The organism is Vibrio sp. MMG023 (assembly GCF_021654215.1).
Taxonomy (GTDB): domain Bacteria; phylum Pseudomonadota; class Gammaproteobacteria; order Enterobacterales; family Vibrionaceae; genus Vibrio; species Vibrio jasicida.
Map to the genome: position 1 here is coordinate 1 of NZ_JAKFZP010000001.1, position 20185 is coordinate 20185.

The window sequence follows — 20185 nt, forward strand, 5'->3', positions numbered from 1 at the left end:
GATCACGATCGGAACCACCGGTGATGTATCGGGTAATACAACAGTAACCGTCAATGGTAGCAGTACTCGTTTCGAGACGGGGGACACAATAGAACTCAAAGCGGTTGATACCGATAGCTTGGAAGTTCGAGGCAGTGCAACAGTGTTACTTGATGGCACCTGGACCGTTGATCTTGATTTGTCTACTTTAAAAGATGGAGAAATAACCGTTTATGCAAATGGTACTAATTCACTCTCTGCGACCGCTGATGAGGTGAATACGATATTCAATTACTCCAGTACTACAGCGCTTGTTGCTCCAGATTATTGGGAAAAATATTCCGCGGAGTTACCCTCCCAGAAAGCAGCCTAAAAGAAAGCTCGCTTTCTTTTTACTTGGTATTAAGTGATCTAAGTCAAACGATTGGCTTTTTCTAATAATTGCGACAAATGACTTGCCGGGCTTTATACAAGGTGAAACATCTAGAATGCCTATGCCAATTTTGTTTTAGGAAGCGGTTAGTGTGATTGTGATGGTTATTTGAAAGATGCTGTGGTGAATATGCCACGTTGAGAATATGTCTTAATATTATATAGTTACACGCAATGCTATACCCCAAGTATAGAGTTCTGCATTAGGTAGTGTGAACTACCTGACGTTTTGTGACTGTGATGAAGCGACACCAGCCTAGCATTGCTTCAAAGTAGTTGCGCTTTTTTGTGAGTGTGACACGCGCTCACCTTTTTATTCATACTTCCTCAGTAGCTATTCATTATCTGTTGCTGCTGAGGAAGGTCATTCCTTCAGAGCCTCTCTCAGAGGTGTCATTTGCCCAATAGAAACTGTTAACTTCTGCCCAAAAATAAAAAAATTCCTTTTATTTGAATCCTTCTTTTTGATTTCAATATCTAGTTATTTTGTCTTTATTTGTGGTTTAAATGACTTATTTGCTAGCGAATGTGTCTTTTGGGTGGCTTTCAGCTTATTTGCTGATTTTTCTATGTGATTGAATGTTATAAATTAAATTAGTAGCATTAGCGCACCAAATCGTACTTGTAAGCCTTATCAGCTTAAATGTCACCGCAACCATATTTACGATGTTGGTTGTGGAGAATTCAAATGCATTTAGTTTGCAAATTTATACCTAGCTCGAAGCTATCTTCCAGCGAGCTACCTTATGTTCTTACACCAGACGAGTGTATAGGGCAGCTTTCGCGTTTGCGAAATTCAGATGACATCCTTAGAAACCTCCCTAAAGAGTTTGCGCAAAAGATTTCTCTTTCTTCTAAAAAAACGACCAGCGGATTGCTAGCAGCGATTAGAACCGAACTTGGGAAAGGCAGTTGGGTCTCATTATCTTCCCTTGCTCGTAGGTCGCCATTAACGGACTCTCAGTTACAAAGCTTCCCTAGACTTAAATCGCTTGTTGACTCTGTATCAGCTTCGAATGAAAGCAAAGTTTTTAAAGCGGGTTACAAGCAGGTTACTGACGATGTTGCTTTAGTTCGTAGTTACACGCATGTACCTTCTGAGCCGAGCCCAGATCAAAAAATCGTTGTTGAGTTTGCAGGGCAGTGGTCTAGCAATGCAGCCTGTTTGATGTTGGGTAAAACGGACGCTCAAAAAGAAAAAGTGACTGTGGGCAAGGCCGATACAGAAAATAAACACCGCAGCCTCGCGACGTTTAAAGATCTCGAAACTGAGGGCAAAACGCTCTATATCAAAATCCCTTGTTCCGACCAGCCTCAGCCGATCTTGCTTAAACTCGCAGAGAACCTACAACCCGTTGATAAAGAAACTCAGATGGATGAGTGGGATAACGTGTTGGTGCCGGTAGTTCCAGTTCATAAGAGTGATTCAGGGTATGTATCTATCGATCGCGGTTATATTTATGTCGTTTGGCAATCAGAAGTTTGGCGAGAAATCCAAGTTCAAAACGACGGACGCTTTTCTGATGTCGATCTATCACTCTACCAAAGCACTAAGTCCTCGCCTCAAAGATCGGTCGATATCAGCTTATATGATGAAGACTCCGAAGCATTTCTGTCAGGGGAAGCGTTTCAGCTGTACCAAGACGGTAAAAAAGTCTATGAGGGTGTGTTGGACGAATACGCTTGCGCCCGTGTTTTTGGTCTTACTGGAGAAGAAGTTGAGGTAGTGGTCGCTGATTGGCCTAACGAAGGCGAAACATACACAGAATTACTTCAAACCGAATTGAGTCCATTTAAGGCTGGAAGTAAAACAAAGAGAGAGCCACTTGGTGTTCCTTTGCCTCATATTTGGCTTCCATACAAAATCAACGGCAGCGTACAGAGTGATGTTGCTCTTTATTATTCTCGGGCTCAACTCAATACTCAGCAACTCAATGAGTTAAAGAGCGGGAATAACGAGAAAGCGGTTAAAGTAGACCTCAGTGATTATTCTTCTGCTCATAACTTTGATGCGAGCTCCGAACCTGTGATTTCGCTGCCGAATCTAGATACTCAAGTGTTAAGCAAATCAGATTACAATGTCGTCAGTCAAAAAGAGCAGGGTGTTGCTGCCGCTGTTGTTAACTCCCCAAGTGAAGGCATCGTAATTACTTATAAGAGTAACCCCCAATGCGATCAACCAGATGATTACTTCCAACTGGCGTGTGTTGATGAAACATGGAGCCAAAAGATTTTTTTGCGCGAGGCTGAGTTTGTGGATCAGTATTGTAAAGAAGTCGTGTTTAGTGGTTGGTTACCAGAAGTTAAAAGGGTCAATCTAACCCGTCATTGCCGATCTCATAACTCAGATAAAACGGTCTTAATGTCAGTAATTTATCAAGACATTGAACTCACGGAACTATTATAAAATGAAACGAACAACGTTAAGTATCATGCTTCTGTCGACAGCTATGTTATTAACAGGCTGTGGTGACGAAAGTAATCAAACTTCGAATACTGCAACAACACAATCCGTAGAAAAAGAACCCACTCAAAAGGCTTGTTACAATGTTGGTGAAACAACGTCATTCGAACGCAAAGATGTAACAGGACCACGCTGCCAATGGCAAAGTGAGCACAACTTTATTGTTTACTCTGAAGATCTGTCCAAGCCTGAATATCCAGGTACACTTCCCGTAAAACCAGGCTATGCTGTTCGCAGAGCAAAAGAGTGGCCCCGTGAAGATTTATCTGATGCGAGCTCTTATGACAAACCTCGAATTCAGTTTTGGTGGAATAATGTTAGCTCTCGAGACCCTCTCGTAAATGATTACGAAAATGGCTACAAGATTTGGAGCGTGAAAATTGATGGGACAGATTTACGTTTAGTTACGGATGATATGCCAAGTACGGCGTCACCACAGAATTTTACGATGAGTCGTTCACCTAACAATCGTTATGTGGCTTATGCATACAGTTATGGAGAGCCTCTGATAAAAGCCATTTTTGACTTAAAAACGCAACAGACCATTCAACTAGGGAGCGCGCGGACTAAGCCATATTTGGTCTGGGCGGACGACTCTAGTTACATCTATTTCTCAGATGGTTCTAAGCGCTTTAAATACACACTCGCGACAGGAGTCAAGGAAGAAGTAGATGTCGACATTTCAGAATCTACGGTCATTGTTGACGGTAAGCTCATTTATGTCGGCGATTTGGGTGTGGTGGTTTTCGATGCCAAGACTTTAAAAATGCTATATAAAATTTTCCCTGAGGACGAATTTAAGCCAGAAAAAACGATTAAGGAACGTGTTTATGTACAAACTGCTATCAGCCCTAATGGAAAATACGTGTGGGCAGTAAACTCGTACCGCAAAGTGTTGATCAACGTTGAGGACAAAACGTGGCTTGCGTTCTCTGACGAAGGAGAGGAAAAGAACGTTTATGCGAAAGTTGTAAATATCAGTAACAACGGTAATGAAACACAGAGAGGAGCAGCAAAAATAACCATAAGACGTTATGGGGCAGATTACCGTTATGAAATGAATGGAAATGGCGCTCAGTCATGGAAGGTGATTCATTCTGGAAGAGTAGCTAAAACCCCAGTTCTTTATAATGCCGATGCTAACGGTGGGCGTTTTCTGGAGGTAGATAACGATGAATAATGACTTTAAATATTTACCGACAGACATCTATTTATTTGGCGTTGAGTATCCTACCGTTGATGGTAAAAAAGGTTCCGACTATGCCGATGTGAATTCAGCTGATAACTTGGAAGTGATTGAGGCATTAAGCAATATTCGCCCTATGTCACGGCTTCCCATTGCCAAAAACTTAGGTGAGGAAAGCGCAGGCCTTTGGGCGACAGACGACTTAGGTCGTTTACATGTACTCGGTGATTCAACGCAGAAAAACCAAAAAACCAACGTCAATCAGGTTTTGGCACTGCGCTCGCCAGTACATGAACTAACACAGAAGACGTACAAGCTGTCTTTTCCTGAATGGTCAATGCTTACAGAGTTGGCGATTGGTGCACAGAGTGATGCTCGGCCAATGAAAAAGGCGTGTGTAGACCTTGTCTCTATCTTAGAAAAGCTAAAGGGGTATGACGGTGATCAAGCACTGAACTCGCTAGAAAAAAAAGTGGAATACGCTGTTACAGAAGTAAAGCGCTCACAACTCGCGCCTAAATATGAAGCAGGCACTCAAGCACTAACGGATGAGCAAGCTACATATAACAAATGGTATGACTCTGTTCCTGAAGATAAGGCCATTCGTGGCTTTATTGTACCCACGTTCTCATTTCTCGCCGTAGCATTTTCAACACAAGAGTATGCTGATGCAATTGTTAAAGTTACTCGTTTTGATGATGAGACCGGACAGCACCTAAACCTGCAGGGTAAAAATACCATAACGCAAGCACAACTTGACCGAAACAGTGATTCGCATCGCCCAATTGCGTTGTTTCCGTTGGCGTCGGAGGTTTTTATTGATGGCATGTACACCATTGAAGTGGTTTTTGATGTTGATCTCATCGATGAGATCCCCGAGTTTGCATTAAATGCCACTAATGTAACCAAAGAGTATGATGAGTTTGGTGATGCTACTAGAGTCAGCTACGAGCTACGAGAATTCATCACGCTCAGTCAAACGACTCCGTTTGGTAAGATTGCGGTTGTTGCGGGCGACATGATCTCACTTGAAGAGTCTTTGATATACCAATTTCCTACGCAGTTTAAAGCTCTACAAGCCTTCCGAATGGGGGACCTTGAAAACCTAGAGAATAGCGGAACTACTGCCAGTATGAGTGCTGCGCTGTGGGAGATTGGCACAAAAGTGACACCAAGTTTGGTTAATGCTGGCATTAATATTCATCAAAATCCCTCAAGTAAACACGACGTGATTGGAAGTTTAGCAAACACGTTTTGGGGGCAAGTAGACAAGGGCGCTTTACCTCCAGCCATGATTTCGGCATTGGAGTTTTCATTTGGGGTATCGGCTACCGCAGCAGCATACCAAACTCTTCAAGATTTACGCCAAGCGGCATCGGAATCCGAGCGTGCAGCACAAGTGGGCTTAAAAGTGCTCCTCAAAGAGAAGGGGTTTGACAAAAGTAAGTTCTTTACCAAGGTTATTGAACCTGCGAGAAATGGTAATGCCCACGTTGTGGCGGGGAGTGCTGCAAGAACTTGGTTGACAGGTAACGGCAGTATCAAAAGCTTTTTGTCGCCCTTTGCTGGTGCAGGGCTCAATGCAATCAACACCTTCTATGAGATAAAAGAGATCACTGACAAAAGCGAGCAATTACGCTTAGCAGAAGAGAAAGCTAAACTCAGGAAAAGTTATTTTGAGCAGGTATCACGCGATTATCTGAACTGGGTACCAGTCTGGAAAGAAAGTCTGAAGAGTGGGGAATTACTACTTAAGCAAATCATAGATAAGTTAGGCGACAATGTAACGTTTACTGACAGCATTCCTAATGACGTTGCTGAAGACAGTGCAATGTTTGTTAAAGACCATAAAGGTGCCGGTTTACGCTTGGTTTTTCCTTTTGATAACAATCAGGTTCAAGCCCCTCACTTGTCATATTTGGCTGCTGTCGATAAAGAATTATCTAAGATTCCAAATGCCGTTGTTGAAATCGAAGGGCATGCCTGTCAAAACGGTGATTCAGAATATAACCAAAACCTTTCGCAACAGCGAGCGCAGCATGTTGCTGAGTTCTTTTCTTCAGTCAGTGACATTCGATTTTTTGGCGAACGTCGACCGATAGTCGAGGTACCAAACAACGAAATCAAACGCGAAAACGCTCAACTTAATATTAACCGACGTGTTGAGGTTCGAATCTACCTACAAGAGTTTGCGGCGAGAATTCCACCGAGTCGACTTGGCTTTAAGGCTATGGAGCAAGCGCGCTTAGCTCAGTTAAATGCGAACTTGGGAGAAGAAGCAATTGCAAAAGAGCTCAAGCTAGCTATCTTCGAGATGATCGTTGGTATGGCTTGCTATGTTCCGATAATAGGACAGGCAGCAAGAGGCTTTTTCGTTGTCAAAGAAGGCGGGAAAATGCTGATGAGTGGCGCCCAGTTGCTAGACTCTGCGCTCTTCGATTATTACTTGTCTTCCTACAACGAAGTTAGAAAAAGCATATCTGCGATTGAACAACTTAGCCATGAAACCACAGAGATTATTGATTCATTGGCTGAAATTAATACTCAATTGACCGAGATGTATTTTACGTCTTCAGATGCGTTAGTTGAGCACCTAGGAAAAGCAACGGGTGCAAAGGAGTTGATTAAGCGCTATCAACGCCGTGCACTTGCTATTAATGGTTTGGTGCTTTTGATTCAAAGAGCTTGTGCTGAGGGCGAACAAGAGTTCACAAAGCAGTGGCAAGTTTTAGCCATCGATGAATACATTCAGCGATACATCGAAACCGACAGCTGGATATTAAACACAGAGTTAAAAGAAAACTTGTGTAACTTGTGGCTCCAAGAACTCATGCGTCGTGAGGGACACAAGCAATTAGTTGAAAGTTACGGTGAAGAAATAGCTGAACAAATCATTACTCGTAACAAAGCCAACTATATTGTTCCAAAAAGGAAAGACGTTTCTGGGGCGTTTAATGTCGCGTTTCCAGTGCAAGACAAGCTCTATAATCGGGATCAACAACGAGGCTTAGTGGAGTTTGCGACACAGTTTAATGTTGAGTCTAAAAAATTATCAGAAGAGGACCTAGGGTTCGTTAGGTTATTAGTCTCTGAGCCTCATGACAACTCTAAATGGGTCACCTTTGATGAGTGGGAGAAGGTACGATTAAAAGCAAATAAAAAGGTGCGATTATCGCCTTTCCACCGTTTGAAGTGGCAAATGGTGTTAGGCAAACAAAGTCTGAAACAGATGACGTCAAATGTGTTTCAGTGTGAGATGTCTTATCAGCGCACTGACGGTTTACTTAATACCAGCGGACCTAAGTTTAATTTGATGTTCAAACCGATGAAACACGAGGAGTTTAGTGTAGACCCCAAAGGTGAGTTGGCCGAATTTTTTGAGGCGGAAAAAGCAGACGGCAAAGTCCTGATTGGTTGTGAGTTTGAGCCGTATTTTTACTTTGGTGATGATGTCTTCTCCGGTGTGAAGCCTTTGATCGCCAAGCATGATTTAGTTGATTATAGTGGCTATTTATCTAAAGTTGCTCTCGGTCCGATTTTTGGGCAGGTGATAAAAATTGACTCCCAACAAGATGTACTCAAAGAATATGTAAACAGCGGTGGCTTCAAAAATATGACCTATGAGTTCACTCTATCTGGAAGCAACTATAAGCTGCCAGTACGAGTGGACAAGACAGTCGGACGATTTATTACGTCACCTAGACAGATTCCTGTAGGAGTCGATACAAACCATAACTATACACTCTCTGCTAAATCGGGCTTTATTGCGAACAGAAATAGTGTGTCAGAGAAAGATTTGTTAACGCTAGATTTTGTCTTACATAGTAAAGTTCATAAAGGCCCGACTAAGCCTGTTATCGATGACATTAAGCACAGTGCGATTGCGGTCAACTACGGAAATAAACGACAGTTTATGAACGAAGACAGTATGTTTACTACTGCAGATGAGCTCAAAGACTTTGATTGGACTTCGAATAAGTCATTCGCTACGGAAGTTATGCTTATTGGTGGCAAGCACAGAAAAGAGTCGTATGAGGGACAAAACCTCGAATGGCAGAGTGTTCCAGTTTCACTAAAGCTATCTACCACTTTTGATAATGAAGCCGTATTCGGGTCTGAAACTACCGCTGGTCCTGAGTATCTAAGTAACCTTACTTATATTGGGATACTAAAGAAGGACGGTTCTAAATGGACGCTAGATGACAGCGATGTGGTTAACAAAAATATAGATGCAGATTTTGTCTCTGAGGCTCTATCCAACATAGACATGGATGAAGATTTCGATGGTAAGGTGGTCTACGCGTCTCGTTTCGAGTTCGCATTTAAAGCGCTGAACGGGCAAGAAATCAAGGGGCTTCGACCATTTGGACCCGTTGTTTCGACATCTGGTCGATTCCAAGAAGCAGTTCTAAAGGTGTCCTCTCTAGTACAACGTAATACAGCGGAAAAAACGCCGTTTAAACTTGGAAGCTTTGAGATGTCGTTGGGCAGGCAGTACAAAAATGTAGATGAGTTATCTTATTTTTCTGATTGTGAAGACCCAAGCTATAAAGTTGATAAAGATATGTACATCAACTGGGCAAAACTGAAACCAGAAGAGCGTACAGAACGTTTGGTAACTTGGATTAGAGACCCATACTTAGCAACCATCATTGAAGCGTCGATTCTCAATAAATAAAAAACCGCCTTCGGGCGGTTTTTCTTTTCTTATCAATGGAAACTGAAGTAAGGTTTTCTCGCTTCTCGCTTCTCGCTTCTCGCTTCTCGCTTAACCCGCTGCAGAAATATCGTATTTCTTCATCTTATGGTTGAGGGTACTCATTGGCAGCGCCAATTGCTCGGCCGCTTTCTTGGTGTGCCAATTACAGGCATTTAAGCAATCGATGATCACTGTGCGTTCGTATTGGCTGACAACGTCCTTAAGGCCCATCGAAGCGTCTTCTAAATCCGCTTGTGCTAGCTCGTAAGCAGGTTGTTCTGGGGGAGGCGATGCTACTTTCAATTCGACACTTGGCGTATCTTCTGGGATTTGTTCACCAAACTCAATGTGAGTGATGGTTTCAAAGTCGGACAGTAGCACTGAGCGTTCGATGATGTTTTTAAGCTCACGCACGTTACCTGGATATGGATAAGCAAGAAGCTGTTTACGGACGTTGGCACTTAACCCTGGCGCTTGCGGTAAACCTAGCGTGTTGGTGGTGTGCTGCACGAAATGTTCTGCGAGAGGAATAATGTCTGATTCACGTTCTCTCAAGGGTGGCAGCGTAATCGGGAATACATTCAAGCGATAGAACAAGTCAGCACGGAACCCGCCATCTTTGATCTGCTGCATAAGATTACAGTGAGTAGCGGCAATTACGCGAACGTCGACTTCAATCTCTTTACTGGCACCGACAGGGCGAACCTTACGTTCTTGCAGCACACGCAGCAATTTTGCCTGCAGTAGCATTGGCATATCACCAATCTCATCTAGGAAAAGCGTGCCGCCGTTGGCTGCTTCAAACAAACCAACCTTGTCTTTGTCTGCGCCAGTGAATGAACCTTTCTTATGCCCAAAAAGCTCAGATTCCAATAGCTGCTCTGGAATAGCCGCACAGTTTTGAACGATCAAAGGCTGTTCTGCTCGGTTAGAGTTTTCGTGAATGTATTTCGCGATTACCTCTTTACCGGCCCCAGTTTCACCACGCAACAGAACGTCGACAGGAAGAGATAGCACCTTATCAAGACGATTCAAGACATTGAGCATTTCTTCGCTTTCGGCAATAGGGCCCTGATAGGTTTTTTGGGTACGCTTTTTGAGCTGAGTGTTCTCGCGGACGAGGGCTTGATTATCGGCACTGAGGCTTTTAATCACTTGCCCATATTGCTCTAACCAAACGGCTTGGCGAATATTACTTGCGGCCATGCGACAAAACTCAGTCAATGCTGCCTCATTGTCGATAACACTTAAATCGAGCAAGACCAAGAGTCCAATGGTCTTACTTTCGCTATCAATTAAAGGCCAAGCCAGTAAGTTCTCGCTTTTTAGCCCTAGCGTCTGCTCAGTTTGATAGATGCTGTCACAGTCATAACCGTTGTACTTATACAACTCGTTAATCAATACCACTTCACCATTGCGAATGGCAAAGTTAAATGGGTCGTTCTCACTAGCGGAATCAATCTGCAATGCCTCCCAAGGGTGGGAAACAATCGTTTTATCGTTATGGTGAGCGGTACTTGGAATCAACGCCTGACCAGTCTGGTCCAAAACATAAATGATGCCGTGCTTTGCGAGGGTCATTTGTCTCGCAGCGGTCAACACAGCATCCAACGTTTGGGTAAGCTGGCTGCGATCAGCCAAAGATTGACTGATCGCAAGTAGGGCGTTGCTAAGTTCGCTATGGTTAGCTGAACGCATAGGTTAGTGTTCCTTGCTCATCGACAGACACTTCGATTTGCGTATGTGAATCATCCTTGTCATGCACCAATAGCTGTGTCGATAGCTGAGGCAGTAACTGACGGTTGATAACTGCGTCGATGTTACGCGCGCCCGTTTCAGCAAGGCGACAGTTACCTAGTACGAACTCGACCAAGCTTTCTTCGTAGCTCAGAGATAACTTGTGATGGCTCTGTAGACGCTGAGAGACTTTGTTCAACTTGTGGTGAATAATTTCTGTCATTGCTTCATCAGATAGCGGAACAAACGGAAGCACAGACATACGCGCCAACAGCGCCGGTTTGAAGTGTTGGTTCAAAGTCGGGCGGATAGCTTCTGCGATGATGTTTGCATCGATGTCTTTGGATTGATGAACTAAAGATTCAATCTCATGCGTCGCAAGGTTACTGGTCATGATGATCAGCGTGTTCTTGAAGTCGATGGTGCGACCTTCGCCGTCGTTCAGCGTACCTTTGTCGAACACTTGGTAGAACAGGTTCAGCACTTCTGGATCGGCTTTTTCAACTTCATCAAGAAGTACAACAGAATATGGACGTTGACGTACCGCTTCTGTCAGCATGCCGCCTTCACCGTATCCTACGTAACCCGGAGGTGAACCAATTAGGCGAGATACCGTGTGCTTCTCTTGGAACTCAGACATGTTGATGGTCGTCATAAAGCGCTCGCCACCAAACATTTGATCAGCGATCGCACGAGCAGTTTCGGTTTTACCTACACCACTTGGGCCAACCAGCAGGAATACGCCTGTCGGTGCATCTGGGTTGCCTAATCCTGCTTTTGCGGTTTGAATGCCTTCAGACAGTGCATCGATAGCGTATTCTTGGCCTTTGATGCTCTGTGTTAGGCTTTCTTTCAGTTTTAGCGTGGTTTCTGCTTCGTCTTGAAGCATCTTACCCATTGGAATACCAGTCCAGTCCGAGATCACGTGGCTAACTTCATCTGGACCAACTTCAAAGTGAACCAATGGGTTGCCATTGCGGATTGCATCTAACTGCTCTTGGCAGGCTGAAATTGCAATGCGAACTGCTTCTTCATCCATTTCTGCATATGGAGAAGCGTCTTGCTCTTGTTCTGAATCTTCTTCTGCAACAAGCTCTTCTTCATTTGTTTCACCAAAGACCAGTTCATGCAAGCGAGAGCGTAGAGCAATCATCTCTTGGATCTGCTCTTTTTCTTTGTGCCATTGGGCTTCTTGCTCTGCCAGCTCTTCTTTCGTTGTTTCCATTGCCAGTTTTAGGTCTGGAATATTAGCAAGGCTGTGCTTGTCGCCAGTTTGCTGCAGAGCATCACGCTCAAGTGCTTCAAGCTCGCGCTGTTGAGCTGCAAGCTCTTGCTGAAGGGTCTCAACAGAAGCAGGAATAGCATTCAGGCTGATGTTCACTCGTGCACACGCCGTATCTAGCACATCGATCGCTTTATCTGGCAGTTGACGGCCAGAGATGTAACGCGCAGAAAGCGCTGCCGCAGCAGTGATCGCGTCGTCACGCACGTAAACGTTGTGTGATTTCTCATAAGCAGGGCGCAGACCACGAATGATCAATGCTGCTTGCTCAGGAGACGGTTCGTCGAGTTTTACCAATTGGAAACGACGCGCGAGGGCAGGATCTTTCTCGAAGTACTTCTTGTATTCCGACCATGTTGTCGCTGCGATGGTTTTCACTTCACCACGTGCTAGGGCAGGTTTTAACAAGTTTGCAGCGTCGCTGCCGCCCGCTTGGTTACCACCACCAACAAGGGTGTGCGCTTCATCGATGAAAAGAATGATAGGGGTTGGCGAGTTTTTCACTTCATCCAATACCGCGTTTAGGCGTTTTTCGAATTCACCTTTTACGCTTGCGCCAGCTTGTAGAAGCCCCATGTCTAGGCCGTAAAGCTCAACACCTTTGAGGTTGTCTGGTACGTCACCTTGTACAATCTTAAGTGCTAAGCCTTCTACTACTGCGGTTTTACCAACGCCCGGCTCACCAACAGCAATAGGGTTGTTTTTACGTCGACGAGCAAGAATGTCTACGATTTGGCGGATTTCTTGGTCACGGCAGAAAACAGGATCGATTTCGCCTTTGCGTGCTTTACCCGTAAAGTCGGTCGTGAACTTGCTCAGTGCTGAACCATCTTCACGAGCTTGCGTTTTCTCGGAAGTCGCGACTTGCGCCTCAATAGAGTGGCTTGTTAGCTCTGCAAAATTACGCTTAAGGCTGTCAGGGTTTACGGCTTCAAGGATAGAGGCGTAACCGTGTTGGCCGTAACGTAGAGGATTGCTAACAAGAGTAAGGAGTAGGGCGCCAGAGCGGATTTGTGTTTCGGATAGATCTAAAGAAGAAACCAGCCAACTTTCTTGTAACCATTCGATTAATAAAGCAGAAAAAACAGGTTTGCTGCCATTTCCCTTGGCGTTGGTGTCGAGGGTGGATCGAATCGATTGTCTTAGCAAGTTCTCAGAACAATCAAAATGACTTAATAAGACGTCAAAATCACTATTTGGCCTTTCTAATAGACTCAGTAAATAATGCTCGATTTGAACTTCGGTTGCTTTTTCAGAAACTGCAAGTGCAGCTGCGTCTTCTAACGCCACTTTTGCAATAGGGTGGAGACGCTGAATTAATGAAGAAAGGTTTATATTTATCATAGCCATTTTATTCTTTAGAGGAAAAGAGGTAGCGGCTATTATACTAAAAGTGATAACACTCTTTTTTTATCAAGATATTTTGCCTAGCGTTTGTTGGTGATTTTAATGACAAAATTAGTGGGAATATTTACGGTTGATTATCTTGGTTTGTCATACTGAATTAATTCTTAGTTAATATGACTAAATAGATAGTTTTATTAACTTTATTCTGTTCTTGATATATGGTTATTTTCACTTTTTATTATTGAAACAATTTATTATTATCGATTTCCAACTTTTTGGTTTTTTATCCAATAAATTGTACTTAATAAATTGATAAATAAAGCCCATTTTTAGCTAAGTGTTTGTATTGTAAGGTTTATAAAAGTTGGCATGGAGTTTGATTATACTAAGTAGTCGCGGTGATAAGCGATTTGGTGATTTAAACAAAACAGATTTTAGAAAAGGAAATAACGATGCCAACTCCAGCATATATGTCTATCAAAGGTGAAACTCAAGGTCACATCACTAAAGATACTTACTCTGCAGATTCTGTAGGTAACACATGGCAAGAAGCTCACGTTGATGAGTTCCTAGTACAAGAACTTGATCACGTACTAACAGTGCCACGTGACCCACAAAGCGGTCAGCCAACTGGTCAACGTGTACACCGCCCAGTTGTTGTAACTAAAGTTCAAGACCGTTCTTCTCCGCTACTATTCAACGCACTAGTTTCTGGCGAAAAACTTCCTGAGTGTGTGATTCGTTTCTACCGTACTTCAGTTCAAGGTAAGCAAGAGCACTACTACTCAATCAAACTGATTGATGCGCTACTTGTAGATATCCAAACTCGTATGAACCACTGTCAAGACGCTGCAACAGCAGACCGCGTGACAGAAGAAGTTCTTAAGCTGACTTACCGTGCAATCGAAGTAACTCACGAAAACTGTGGTACAGCTGGTAACGACGACTGGCGTGCTCCACGCGAAGCATAATTGCTTTTTGCGTAAAGATTCAGGGCCAACAATTGTTGGCCCTAATTCGATTATTTGTATCAGGTAAAAGATATGGTGAATGACGTAGAATTTAAATTTGAAGTGCCAGGATCTGGGCACGACTTTCGAGTAGAAAGCTTTCAAGTGAATGAAGAGCTTTCGAAGCCTTTTCACATCAGTCTCTCATTACTTTCACTTGATCCAGATATTTCTTTTGATGCCTTGATTCGTAAAGCGGGCACGTTAACGCTTTATGGACAGGGTGTAGGTGCTGCACGCGTATTCAACGGGGTAGTAAACGAAGTTCGTTACCTAGGTACGGGTCGTCGCTTCTCTCGTTATCAATTGGTTCTGGTTCCTCAAGCTTGGTTCTTATCTCAGCGTCAAGACTGTCGCATCTTCCAGCAGAAATCTGCGAAAGACATCATCACGGAAGTGCTTGATGATGGCGCAGTTACCGACTATCGATTTGAAGTCTCGGGTACTTATCCTCCGAAAGAATACGTACTGCAATATCGTGAATCTGACCTTCAGTTCGTTCAGCGAATGATGGCAGAACACGGTATGTGGTACTACTTTGATCACACTGATGCGAACCACACCATGGTGATTGTGGATAGCAACGATGCTATTGCGCCTTTGGTGAGCTCTCCTATCAACGCTTCTTATATTGGACCGATTGTTTACCACGCTGAGGGCGGCGGTGTTGCTGATCGCGAGCACATCTCTGATCTTGAGCTTGTTAACCGCGTACGAACGGGTCAGGTTACGTACACGGACTACAACTACGAGCAGCCAAAGATTCCACAAGAGATGACGCATGCAGGTGATCTCGACCAAGATCTCAAGCAGTTTGATTATCCGGGTCGTTATGTTGATCCTGCAATGGGGCAGGTGAGAACGACTGAATGGATGTCTGAGCACATTGTTGATAATCAACAAGTTGAAGCAAGCAGTGATGTGATGCGTTTGGCATCCGGCTACAGCTTCAACATCAGTGATCACCCTCGTTCGGCGATCAACCGTGATTACATCATGTTATCAGTGATGCACACAGGACAAGACCCACAAGTGCATGAGGACGAAACAAGTGGTATGCCAACTACGTACTACAACCAGTTCTCTTGCATCCCTCGCGACGTGGTATTCAAAGCTCCTAAACTGGCGGCTCCGCTTGTAGACGGCCCTCAAACGGCGGTAGTGGTTGGTCCAGCAGGCGAGGAGATCTACACCGATAAACTAGGACGAATCAAAGTTCAGTTCCACTGGGATCGTTATGGCGATAACGATGAGCACGCAAGCTGCTGGATTCGTGTAAGCCAATCTATGGCGGCTCCTACTTGGGGGGCAGTTTACTTGCCACGTATTGGTCATGAAGTTGTCGTTACCTTCCTTGAGGGAGACCCAGACCGACCGCTTGTAACAGGCGCGGTGTACAATGGCCTGCATTTCCCTCCGTACTCATTGCCAGAAAACAAAACGCGTACCACGTTCCGTACTCAAACGCACAAAGGCACTGGTTACAACGAGCTGAGCTTTGAAGACGAAGCGAACCAAGAAGAAGTCTACATTCACGCTCAAAAAGACATGTCGACGAAGGTACTCAACAACCGTTACCGAGATATCGGTCAGGATGAGTTCTTAAAGGTAGCGCGTCATCAAACCAACGAAGTACATGGTGACCACAAGGAAACCATTGATGGTCACAAGACAACACAAGTTAACAGCACCTTTACGGAAACCGTAGAGCAAGACGTCACTGTCACTTACAACGCTAACGAAACTCAGTATGTGAAAAACAATTCTGATTTGGAAATTGGTGATAACCGCACGACCAAGATTGGCAAGAATGATGATCTGGATGTGGGTGAAAACAGCAACTTAACCGTTGGTGCATCGAAAAGCTCAGACATTGGCGCGGACGATAACCAAACCGTTGGCGGCAACTTAACAGTATCGGTGAAAGGGAATACGTCATACAAAGCCGATGGTGCGACGCAAATCATCAGTGGTGACAAGATTGTATTGAAAACCGGTGGTTCTTCATTAGTGATGAACAGTGACGGTTCAATCAAGCTTTCTGGTTCTTCAATCACCATTGAAGGCAGCGATAAAGTCGTCGTGAAAGGTGGTAACGTAGCGATTAACTAATGATGGAAAAACAACCTCTTATTGCAGAAACCATCACGAAACAGCAAGCCGAATCACCGGCTTGCTTTTCGCGTTTTGGAACCATAGTCGCCATTAACGAGTCAACGGGCAGTGTCCGTGTCGATTTTGATGGTAATCCATTCAATCAACCGCTCACTGCAAGGTTAGGGCGTGGCTTTCGTCGCAGTGAATTACAAATGGCAATAGATAATAAACTGAGTTGCCGTATCGAATTTATGAACGACGACTTAAGCTTGCCTCTCGTGACGGACATTTTTTTCTCTATTCTGAATGACTCTGACGAGTTCGTGTTGAGAGCGAAAAAGATGGTGATAGAAACCGAGCAAGAACTGATCGTCAAAAGTGGTGAGACAGAAACGCGCTACAGTGGGCGTGATGGCCGAATTACGACGAAAGCGAAATACGTCACCTCACAAGCAGAAAAAGCTCAAAAGATTCAAGGCGGAACGATCGCAATTAACTAGTTACCTCGAGTTAGCTACTTACTGTGAGTTAACTAATTGTTTCGAGTTAACTAACTGTTTCGTGTTAACTAATTGTAATCGCGTTATCGCACGCTAATAACGGATAAGTAGATGCGACAAAGAATCGGTGTTGAACACCTAAATGCCCCCATAACTAACCAACTCGTTGAAAGCGCTTTAGCAAAAGCAGAGAAGGCGACCAACGAGCTTTCCCAATTGCCGGCATCTTGGCTGGGTTTCTGTAATGAAAAGTTATCGATAGCATCCGAGAGTCTCGGTTTTTTACTCAAACAACGTGTCCAAATCCACAAACGTGGTTACCCAAGCCGAGAGATTGAGTATCTCAAATTGATAGAACGTCAGATTAAAGAGCTCAAACAGGTTTATCTCTCGTTCTATCGACTTACCCCAGGGCTGTTCCATCAACTAAAAAACCAAGAACCAGAAATTTATGTTTGGCTCGCGCTACAGAATGAACTTGGTTCAGATATTGATAATCTATTAGTTGGCTTATCGGTACTTGAAGAGTTAGATAGCAACACTGCGATGGTGTTTGTGACTCAATCGCCCGTTGAACACCTCGACAGTGTGATGTCAGAACTGATTGAAGGTAACTCGAAAACAAGCGCGTTTTATTTTGAATGCTTACGTGTAAGGCAAGCATTAAGCGTTGCTCTGATCAAGCGCTGGCATAAAGCGGAAATCATTCGTTCCAATCTCGCATTACCCCTGTTGGCATTACAAGATGTAGAAGAGGGCATTGAGTGGATTAATGAGCATGCGAATGGTGAGCAGTATCTGTTCGAACGCTTGATCACCAAACGTGATAGAAGCACTTGGTTCCGCCAGTGTTTTGGTATTGACCCGAGTGGATTGCCTTCGGCACAAGTGCTGACTTTCGCCAAACTTTTGGAGCTCAAAGAGTTTGAATCCTTTGATATATCTTCATCGCTGGCGCCTGTTGATTTTGCACTAACGGGTGATTGGAAATTGGTGCCTGAGATCATCGAGCAGTTAGAGCGACTAGAAGAAGATGAAGGCGAGGTTTGGATTCAAGCCCTGTATGTCGTCTACGGAAAGCTCCTTCCTCTTACTCCTCAAGAAATAGGTGTTGAGTATGAGTGGGAAGAGATTGTCGATTTACTCAATGAGTGGCTTGAAGACGACAAGTACGTTCAAAACTTACCAAGTCGTTTGGGGTATTCACTGAGTTTCGAATCTACTTTGGCAGCAATGCAAGATGCCAATATAGACGTGATGTTTCGTGATTGGCTATGGCGACAACTCTGTATTCAATCTAGGGCTTATGTGCCTTGGGATATGGCGATGCCAATTCACCAACAAGATTGGAACTTCAACAATTTAAAGGCCGCACCTTCTGCGAGCGAACGATTCAACTTAAGGAATAGCAATGCAGTTATGGGACATTGAAGCGCACCCCGAGCTATCGCTTAAAGGGCGCTTTCAGCGTGATGAACACGGCGATGAAGTGTGGGTTGTTGTCGCGAAGCGTACTTGGCAGTTTGATGGTGCAGTATGGCATGAGTTGGGCGAAAGCGAGATTTTTGATGATCCTCAATATTTAGGAGAAGAAGGCTTCTCGGCAATGAAAATGGACCATGAATTCGCCTATACCAAAACTAATACTGACGTGCTGGTCTACGGAAAGGCGCGCAGCTATGCGAAGAAACCGGTGACTTACCAAGAGTGCCGCGTGTTGATTGATGGCCATATCGACAAGACACTTGCTATTCACGGTGAACGTGTATGGGTAGAGCATGGTGGCAGTATTACGCTCAGCAAACCGATTCCTTTCATCGAAAAAGACATTGACTATACCTGTGCCATTGGCGGTGACTTACGGAACCGTATTGGCGGCGGTGTTGCCGATTCCAGTAAAGAATTAGTTGAGCAAAAGGTGCCTTCGGTGTTTTATCCAAAAGAAGATTGGAGTGCGACAGGGAAAAAACTGCGTGTGGCCGGTTTTGGGCCGATACCTCCGTTCTTTGAATCTCGTCAAAAGTTGGCGGGTACGTTTGATGACGATTGGATTGAAAACCGCAAACCAATGTTACCGGTCGACTTCGATAGACGCTTTTTCCAAAGCGCACCTGTTGACCAACAATGTAAAGGTTTCCTTCACGGTGGTGAACGTTTGATGATGAGTGGTTTTTGTCATGACGACACGATTTCATTTCGCATCCCTAAAGAAAAATACCGTGCGCTTGCTACGTTCAAACAAGATACTTATCAAGCCGATATGTCGATGTATACCCTATTTGTCGATGCTGAAAAGAAAACGATTTCAATCAGTTATACCTCCGCATTTCCTTGTCAGGGGAAAGAGCACCTGTTGGTATCAACGTCCATCACGAAACTGGCAGAGGTAAGTGAGCATGCATAATTCGACAGGCCGTTATGTCTTAGGAATGGAAGTGATGACGCCGATGGGCATGAACCTCGATATCTCAAGCAGTGTCGCTCATGCTGATTTAGCCAGATTTGAACAAATCGTTGGAGAAGACGGGATTGAGCGCTTTACCTACGCGAAAATCGAATACACCAAAGACACTGAGTTGTTTGAAAAAACGTGTGAGATAACGAGTTATCTACTCGATTCTTTATTGATGCAGTTACCGCGTTCTTTGAAACCGATTCCATTATTGATCGCCGTGCCAAGCTCTGTCTCTCTAATAAAGGTGCAGGAATGGCTTGGTGAAAGTGACTATTCTGACTTTCTTTCTGTGGTCCAAGCAGTGCATGCAAGCGGGCCTAGCTTTGTGCTACAAGCCATGAAATCACTCGATAAATACGACGCCATGATGTGTGTGAGTGTCGATTCGTTAGTGAGCTCCCTTGACTCGTTAATAAGTGAAGCAATGGTTATGAGTACCAATAATCCATGGGGCGTTATTCCAAGTGAAGGTGGTGCGGGGTTGATTCTGTGTCGAAGAAATACAGTAGAAACATTAAAACTCAGCCCCCAAGCGCAATTAGGCTATATCGATACGGAATTAAATTCGTCAGATAGAAGAGGGATGTTTCGGTTGGTTCAACGTTCAAGTAAAAAACTGGCATCCTTTGGTGAGGTTTTTTCGGATATGTCAAACTTACGTGCTCACACTGAAGATTATGGTTTCGCTTTGGGTGCAAAGGCGGAACGCTTTACTTATCCAGAACAACCTCAACTTATCAATGAGTTATGGGGAACGATGGGAAGCTCATCTTCGCTTGCTTTGGTCGCTTATGCTGTTAAAAACCACCACTTTAACCAACCTACATCATTGCTGATGTTTGACTTTAATGGTGATAAAGGGCTACTCCAATTATTAGCCTGTTAATTGGATCACACACTTATAAATAGTGAAATAGGCAAAGTTTTTATGATCGGTATTTAAGATGCCAAAACAAGGGAACTAATGTAGTGAAAGCGTAAGTCAAAGCGACTTATA

General features: G+C 44.1%; 12 protein-coding genes. 10 read left to right on the forward strand and 2 right to left on the reverse strand.

The genetic code is table 11. The features are described from left to right. The 4 genes from L1076_RS00005 to L1076_RS00020 all read left to right on the forward strand — a co-directional run. Window positions 1–352, forward strand: a 352-nt coding sequence (locus L1076_RS00005) for a hypothetical protein (protein WP_237302881.1), incomplete at its 5' end; no start/stop codon positions are given. Between the two features lie 747 nt (window positions 353–1099). Continuing rightward, complete coding sequence (locus L1076_RS00010) at window positions 1100–2818, forward strand: hypothetical protein (RefSeq protein ID WP_237302882.1); 1719 nt, start codon at window positions 1100–1102, stop codon at window positions 2816–2818. 1 nt (window position 2819) lies between these two features. Continuing rightward, window positions 2820–4055: a hypothetical protein gene (locus L1076_RS00015; protein ID WP_237302883.1), complete on the forward strand. Its 1236-nt coding sequence runs from the start codon at window positions 2820–2822 to the stop codon at window positions 4053–4055. After that, a complete protein-coding gene (locus L1076_RS00020; protein WP_237302884.1) occupies window positions 4048–8739 on the forward strand; it encodes an OmpA family protein in 4692 nt (1563 codons plus the stop codon). Before L1076_RS00015 ends, L1076_RS00020 begins: the two co-directional genes overlap by 8 nt. Window positions 8740–8829: 90 nt before the next feature. Here L1076_RS00020 and L1076_RS00025 read toward each other — a convergent pair whose 3' ends face one another. After that, window positions 8830–10458, reverse strand: coding sequence for a sigma-54-dependent Fis family transcriptional regulator (locus L1076_RS00025; protein ID WP_039978276.1), 1629 nt, complete (start codon window positions 10456–10458; stop codon window positions 8830–8832). Next, window positions 10445–13123 carry a type VI secretion system ATPase TssH gene (gene tssH, locus L1076_RS00030; RefSeq protein ID WP_237303266.1) on the reverse strand — a complete coding sequence of 893 codons (2679 nt, stop codon included), beginning with the start codon at window positions 13121–13123 and terminating at the stop codon, window positions 10445–10447. Before tssH ends, L1076_RS00025 begins: the two co-directional genes overlap by 14 nt. Before the next feature lie 455 nt (window positions 13124–13578). Between tssH and L1076_RS00035 the strand changes: the two genes are divergently transcribed. The 6 genes from L1076_RS00035 (at window position 13579) to L1076_RS00060 (ending at window position 20074) form a co-directional block, all read left to right on the forward strand. Next, window positions 13579–14097 (forward strand): Hcp family type VI secretion system effector, encoded by a 519-nt coding sequence (locus tag L1076_RS00035; RefSeq protein WP_038867845.1) that lies wholly within the window; start codon window positions 13579–13581, stop codon window positions 14095–14097. Window positions 14098–14169: 72 nt separating this feature from the next. Continuing rightward, window positions 14170–16248, forward strand: coding sequence for a type VI secretion system tip protein VgrG (gene tssI / locus L1076_RS00040; RefSeq protein ID WP_237302885.1), 2079 nt, complete (start codon window positions 14170–14172; stop codon window positions 16246–16248). Further along, window positions 16248–16733 carry a hypothetical protein gene (locus L1076_RS00045; protein ID WP_038867841.1) on the forward strand — a complete coding sequence of 162 codons (486 nt, stop codon included), beginning with the start codon at window positions 16248–16250 and terminating at the stop codon, window positions 16731–16733. The genes tssI and L1076_RS00045 overlap by 1 nt, the downstream gene beginning before the upstream one ends. A 111-nt stretch (window positions 16734–16844) precedes the next feature. Next, window positions 16845–18164 (forward strand): hypothetical protein, encoded by a 1320-nt coding sequence (locus L1076_RS00050; protein WP_237302886.1) that lies wholly within the window; start codon window positions 16845–16847, stop codon window positions 18162–18164. Next, window positions 18145–19137: a DUF2169 domain-containing protein gene (locus L1076_RS00055; protein WP_237302887.1), complete on the forward strand. Its 993-nt coding sequence runs from the start codon at window positions 18145–18147 to the stop codon at window positions 19135–19137. The genes L1076_RS00050 and L1076_RS00055 overlap by 20 nt, the downstream gene beginning before the upstream one ends. Continuing rightward, window positions 19130–20074 carry a hypothetical protein gene (locus L1076_RS00060; RefSeq protein ID WP_237302888.1) on the forward strand — a complete coding sequence of 315 codons (945 nt, stop codon included), beginning with the start codon at window positions 19130–19132 and terminating at the stop codon, window positions 20072–20074. The genes L1076_RS00055 and L1076_RS00060 overlap by 8 nt, the downstream gene beginning before the upstream one ends. Window positions 20075–20185 lie beyond the last annotated feature (111 nt).

Excerpts from the sequence above, each read along its gene's own strand:
- L1076_RS00010 (WP_237302882.1), top strand. The coding sequence starts at position 1,100 with ATGCATTTAGTTTGCAAATTTATACCTAGCTCGAAGCTATCTTCCAGC.
- L1076_RS00015 (WP_237302883.1), top strand. The coding sequence starts at position 2,820 with ATGAAACGAACAACGTTAAGTATCATGCTTCTGTCGACAGCTATGTTA.
- L1076_RS00020 (WP_237302884.1), top strand. The coding sequence starts at position 4,048 with ATGAATAATGACTTTAAATATTTACCGACAGACATCTATTTATTTGGC.
- L1076_RS00025 (WP_039978276.1), bottom strand. The coding sequence starts at position 10,458 with ATGCGTTCAGCTAACCATAGCGAACTTAGCAACGCCCTACTTGCGATC.
- tssH (WP_237303266.1), bottom strand. The coding sequence starts at position 13,123 with ATGATAAATATAAACCTTTCTTCATTAATTCAGCGTCTCCACCCTATT.
- L1076_RS00035 (WP_038867845.1), top strand. The coding sequence starts at position 13,579 with ATGCCAACTCCAGCATATATGTCTATCAAAGGTGAAACTCAAGGTCAC.
- tssI (WP_237302885.1), top strand. The coding sequence starts at position 14,170 with ATGGTGAATGACGTAGAATTTAAATTTGAAGTGCCAGGATCTGGGCAC.
- L1076_RS00045 (WP_038867841.1), top strand. The coding sequence starts at position 16,248 with ATGATGGAAAAACAACCTCTTATTGCAGAAACCATCACGAAACAGCAA.
- L1076_RS00050 (WP_237302886.1), top strand. The coding sequence starts at position 16,845 with ATGCGACAAAGAATCGGTGTTGAACACCTAAATGCCCCCATAACTAAC.
- L1076_RS00055 (WP_237302887.1), top strand. The coding sequence starts at position 18,145 with ATGCAGTTATGGGACATTGAAGCGCACCCCGAGCTATCGCTTAAAGGG.
- L1076_RS00060 (WP_237302888.1), top strand. The coding sequence starts at position 19,130 with ATGCATAATTCGACAGGCCGTTATGTCTTAGGAATGGAAGTGATGACG.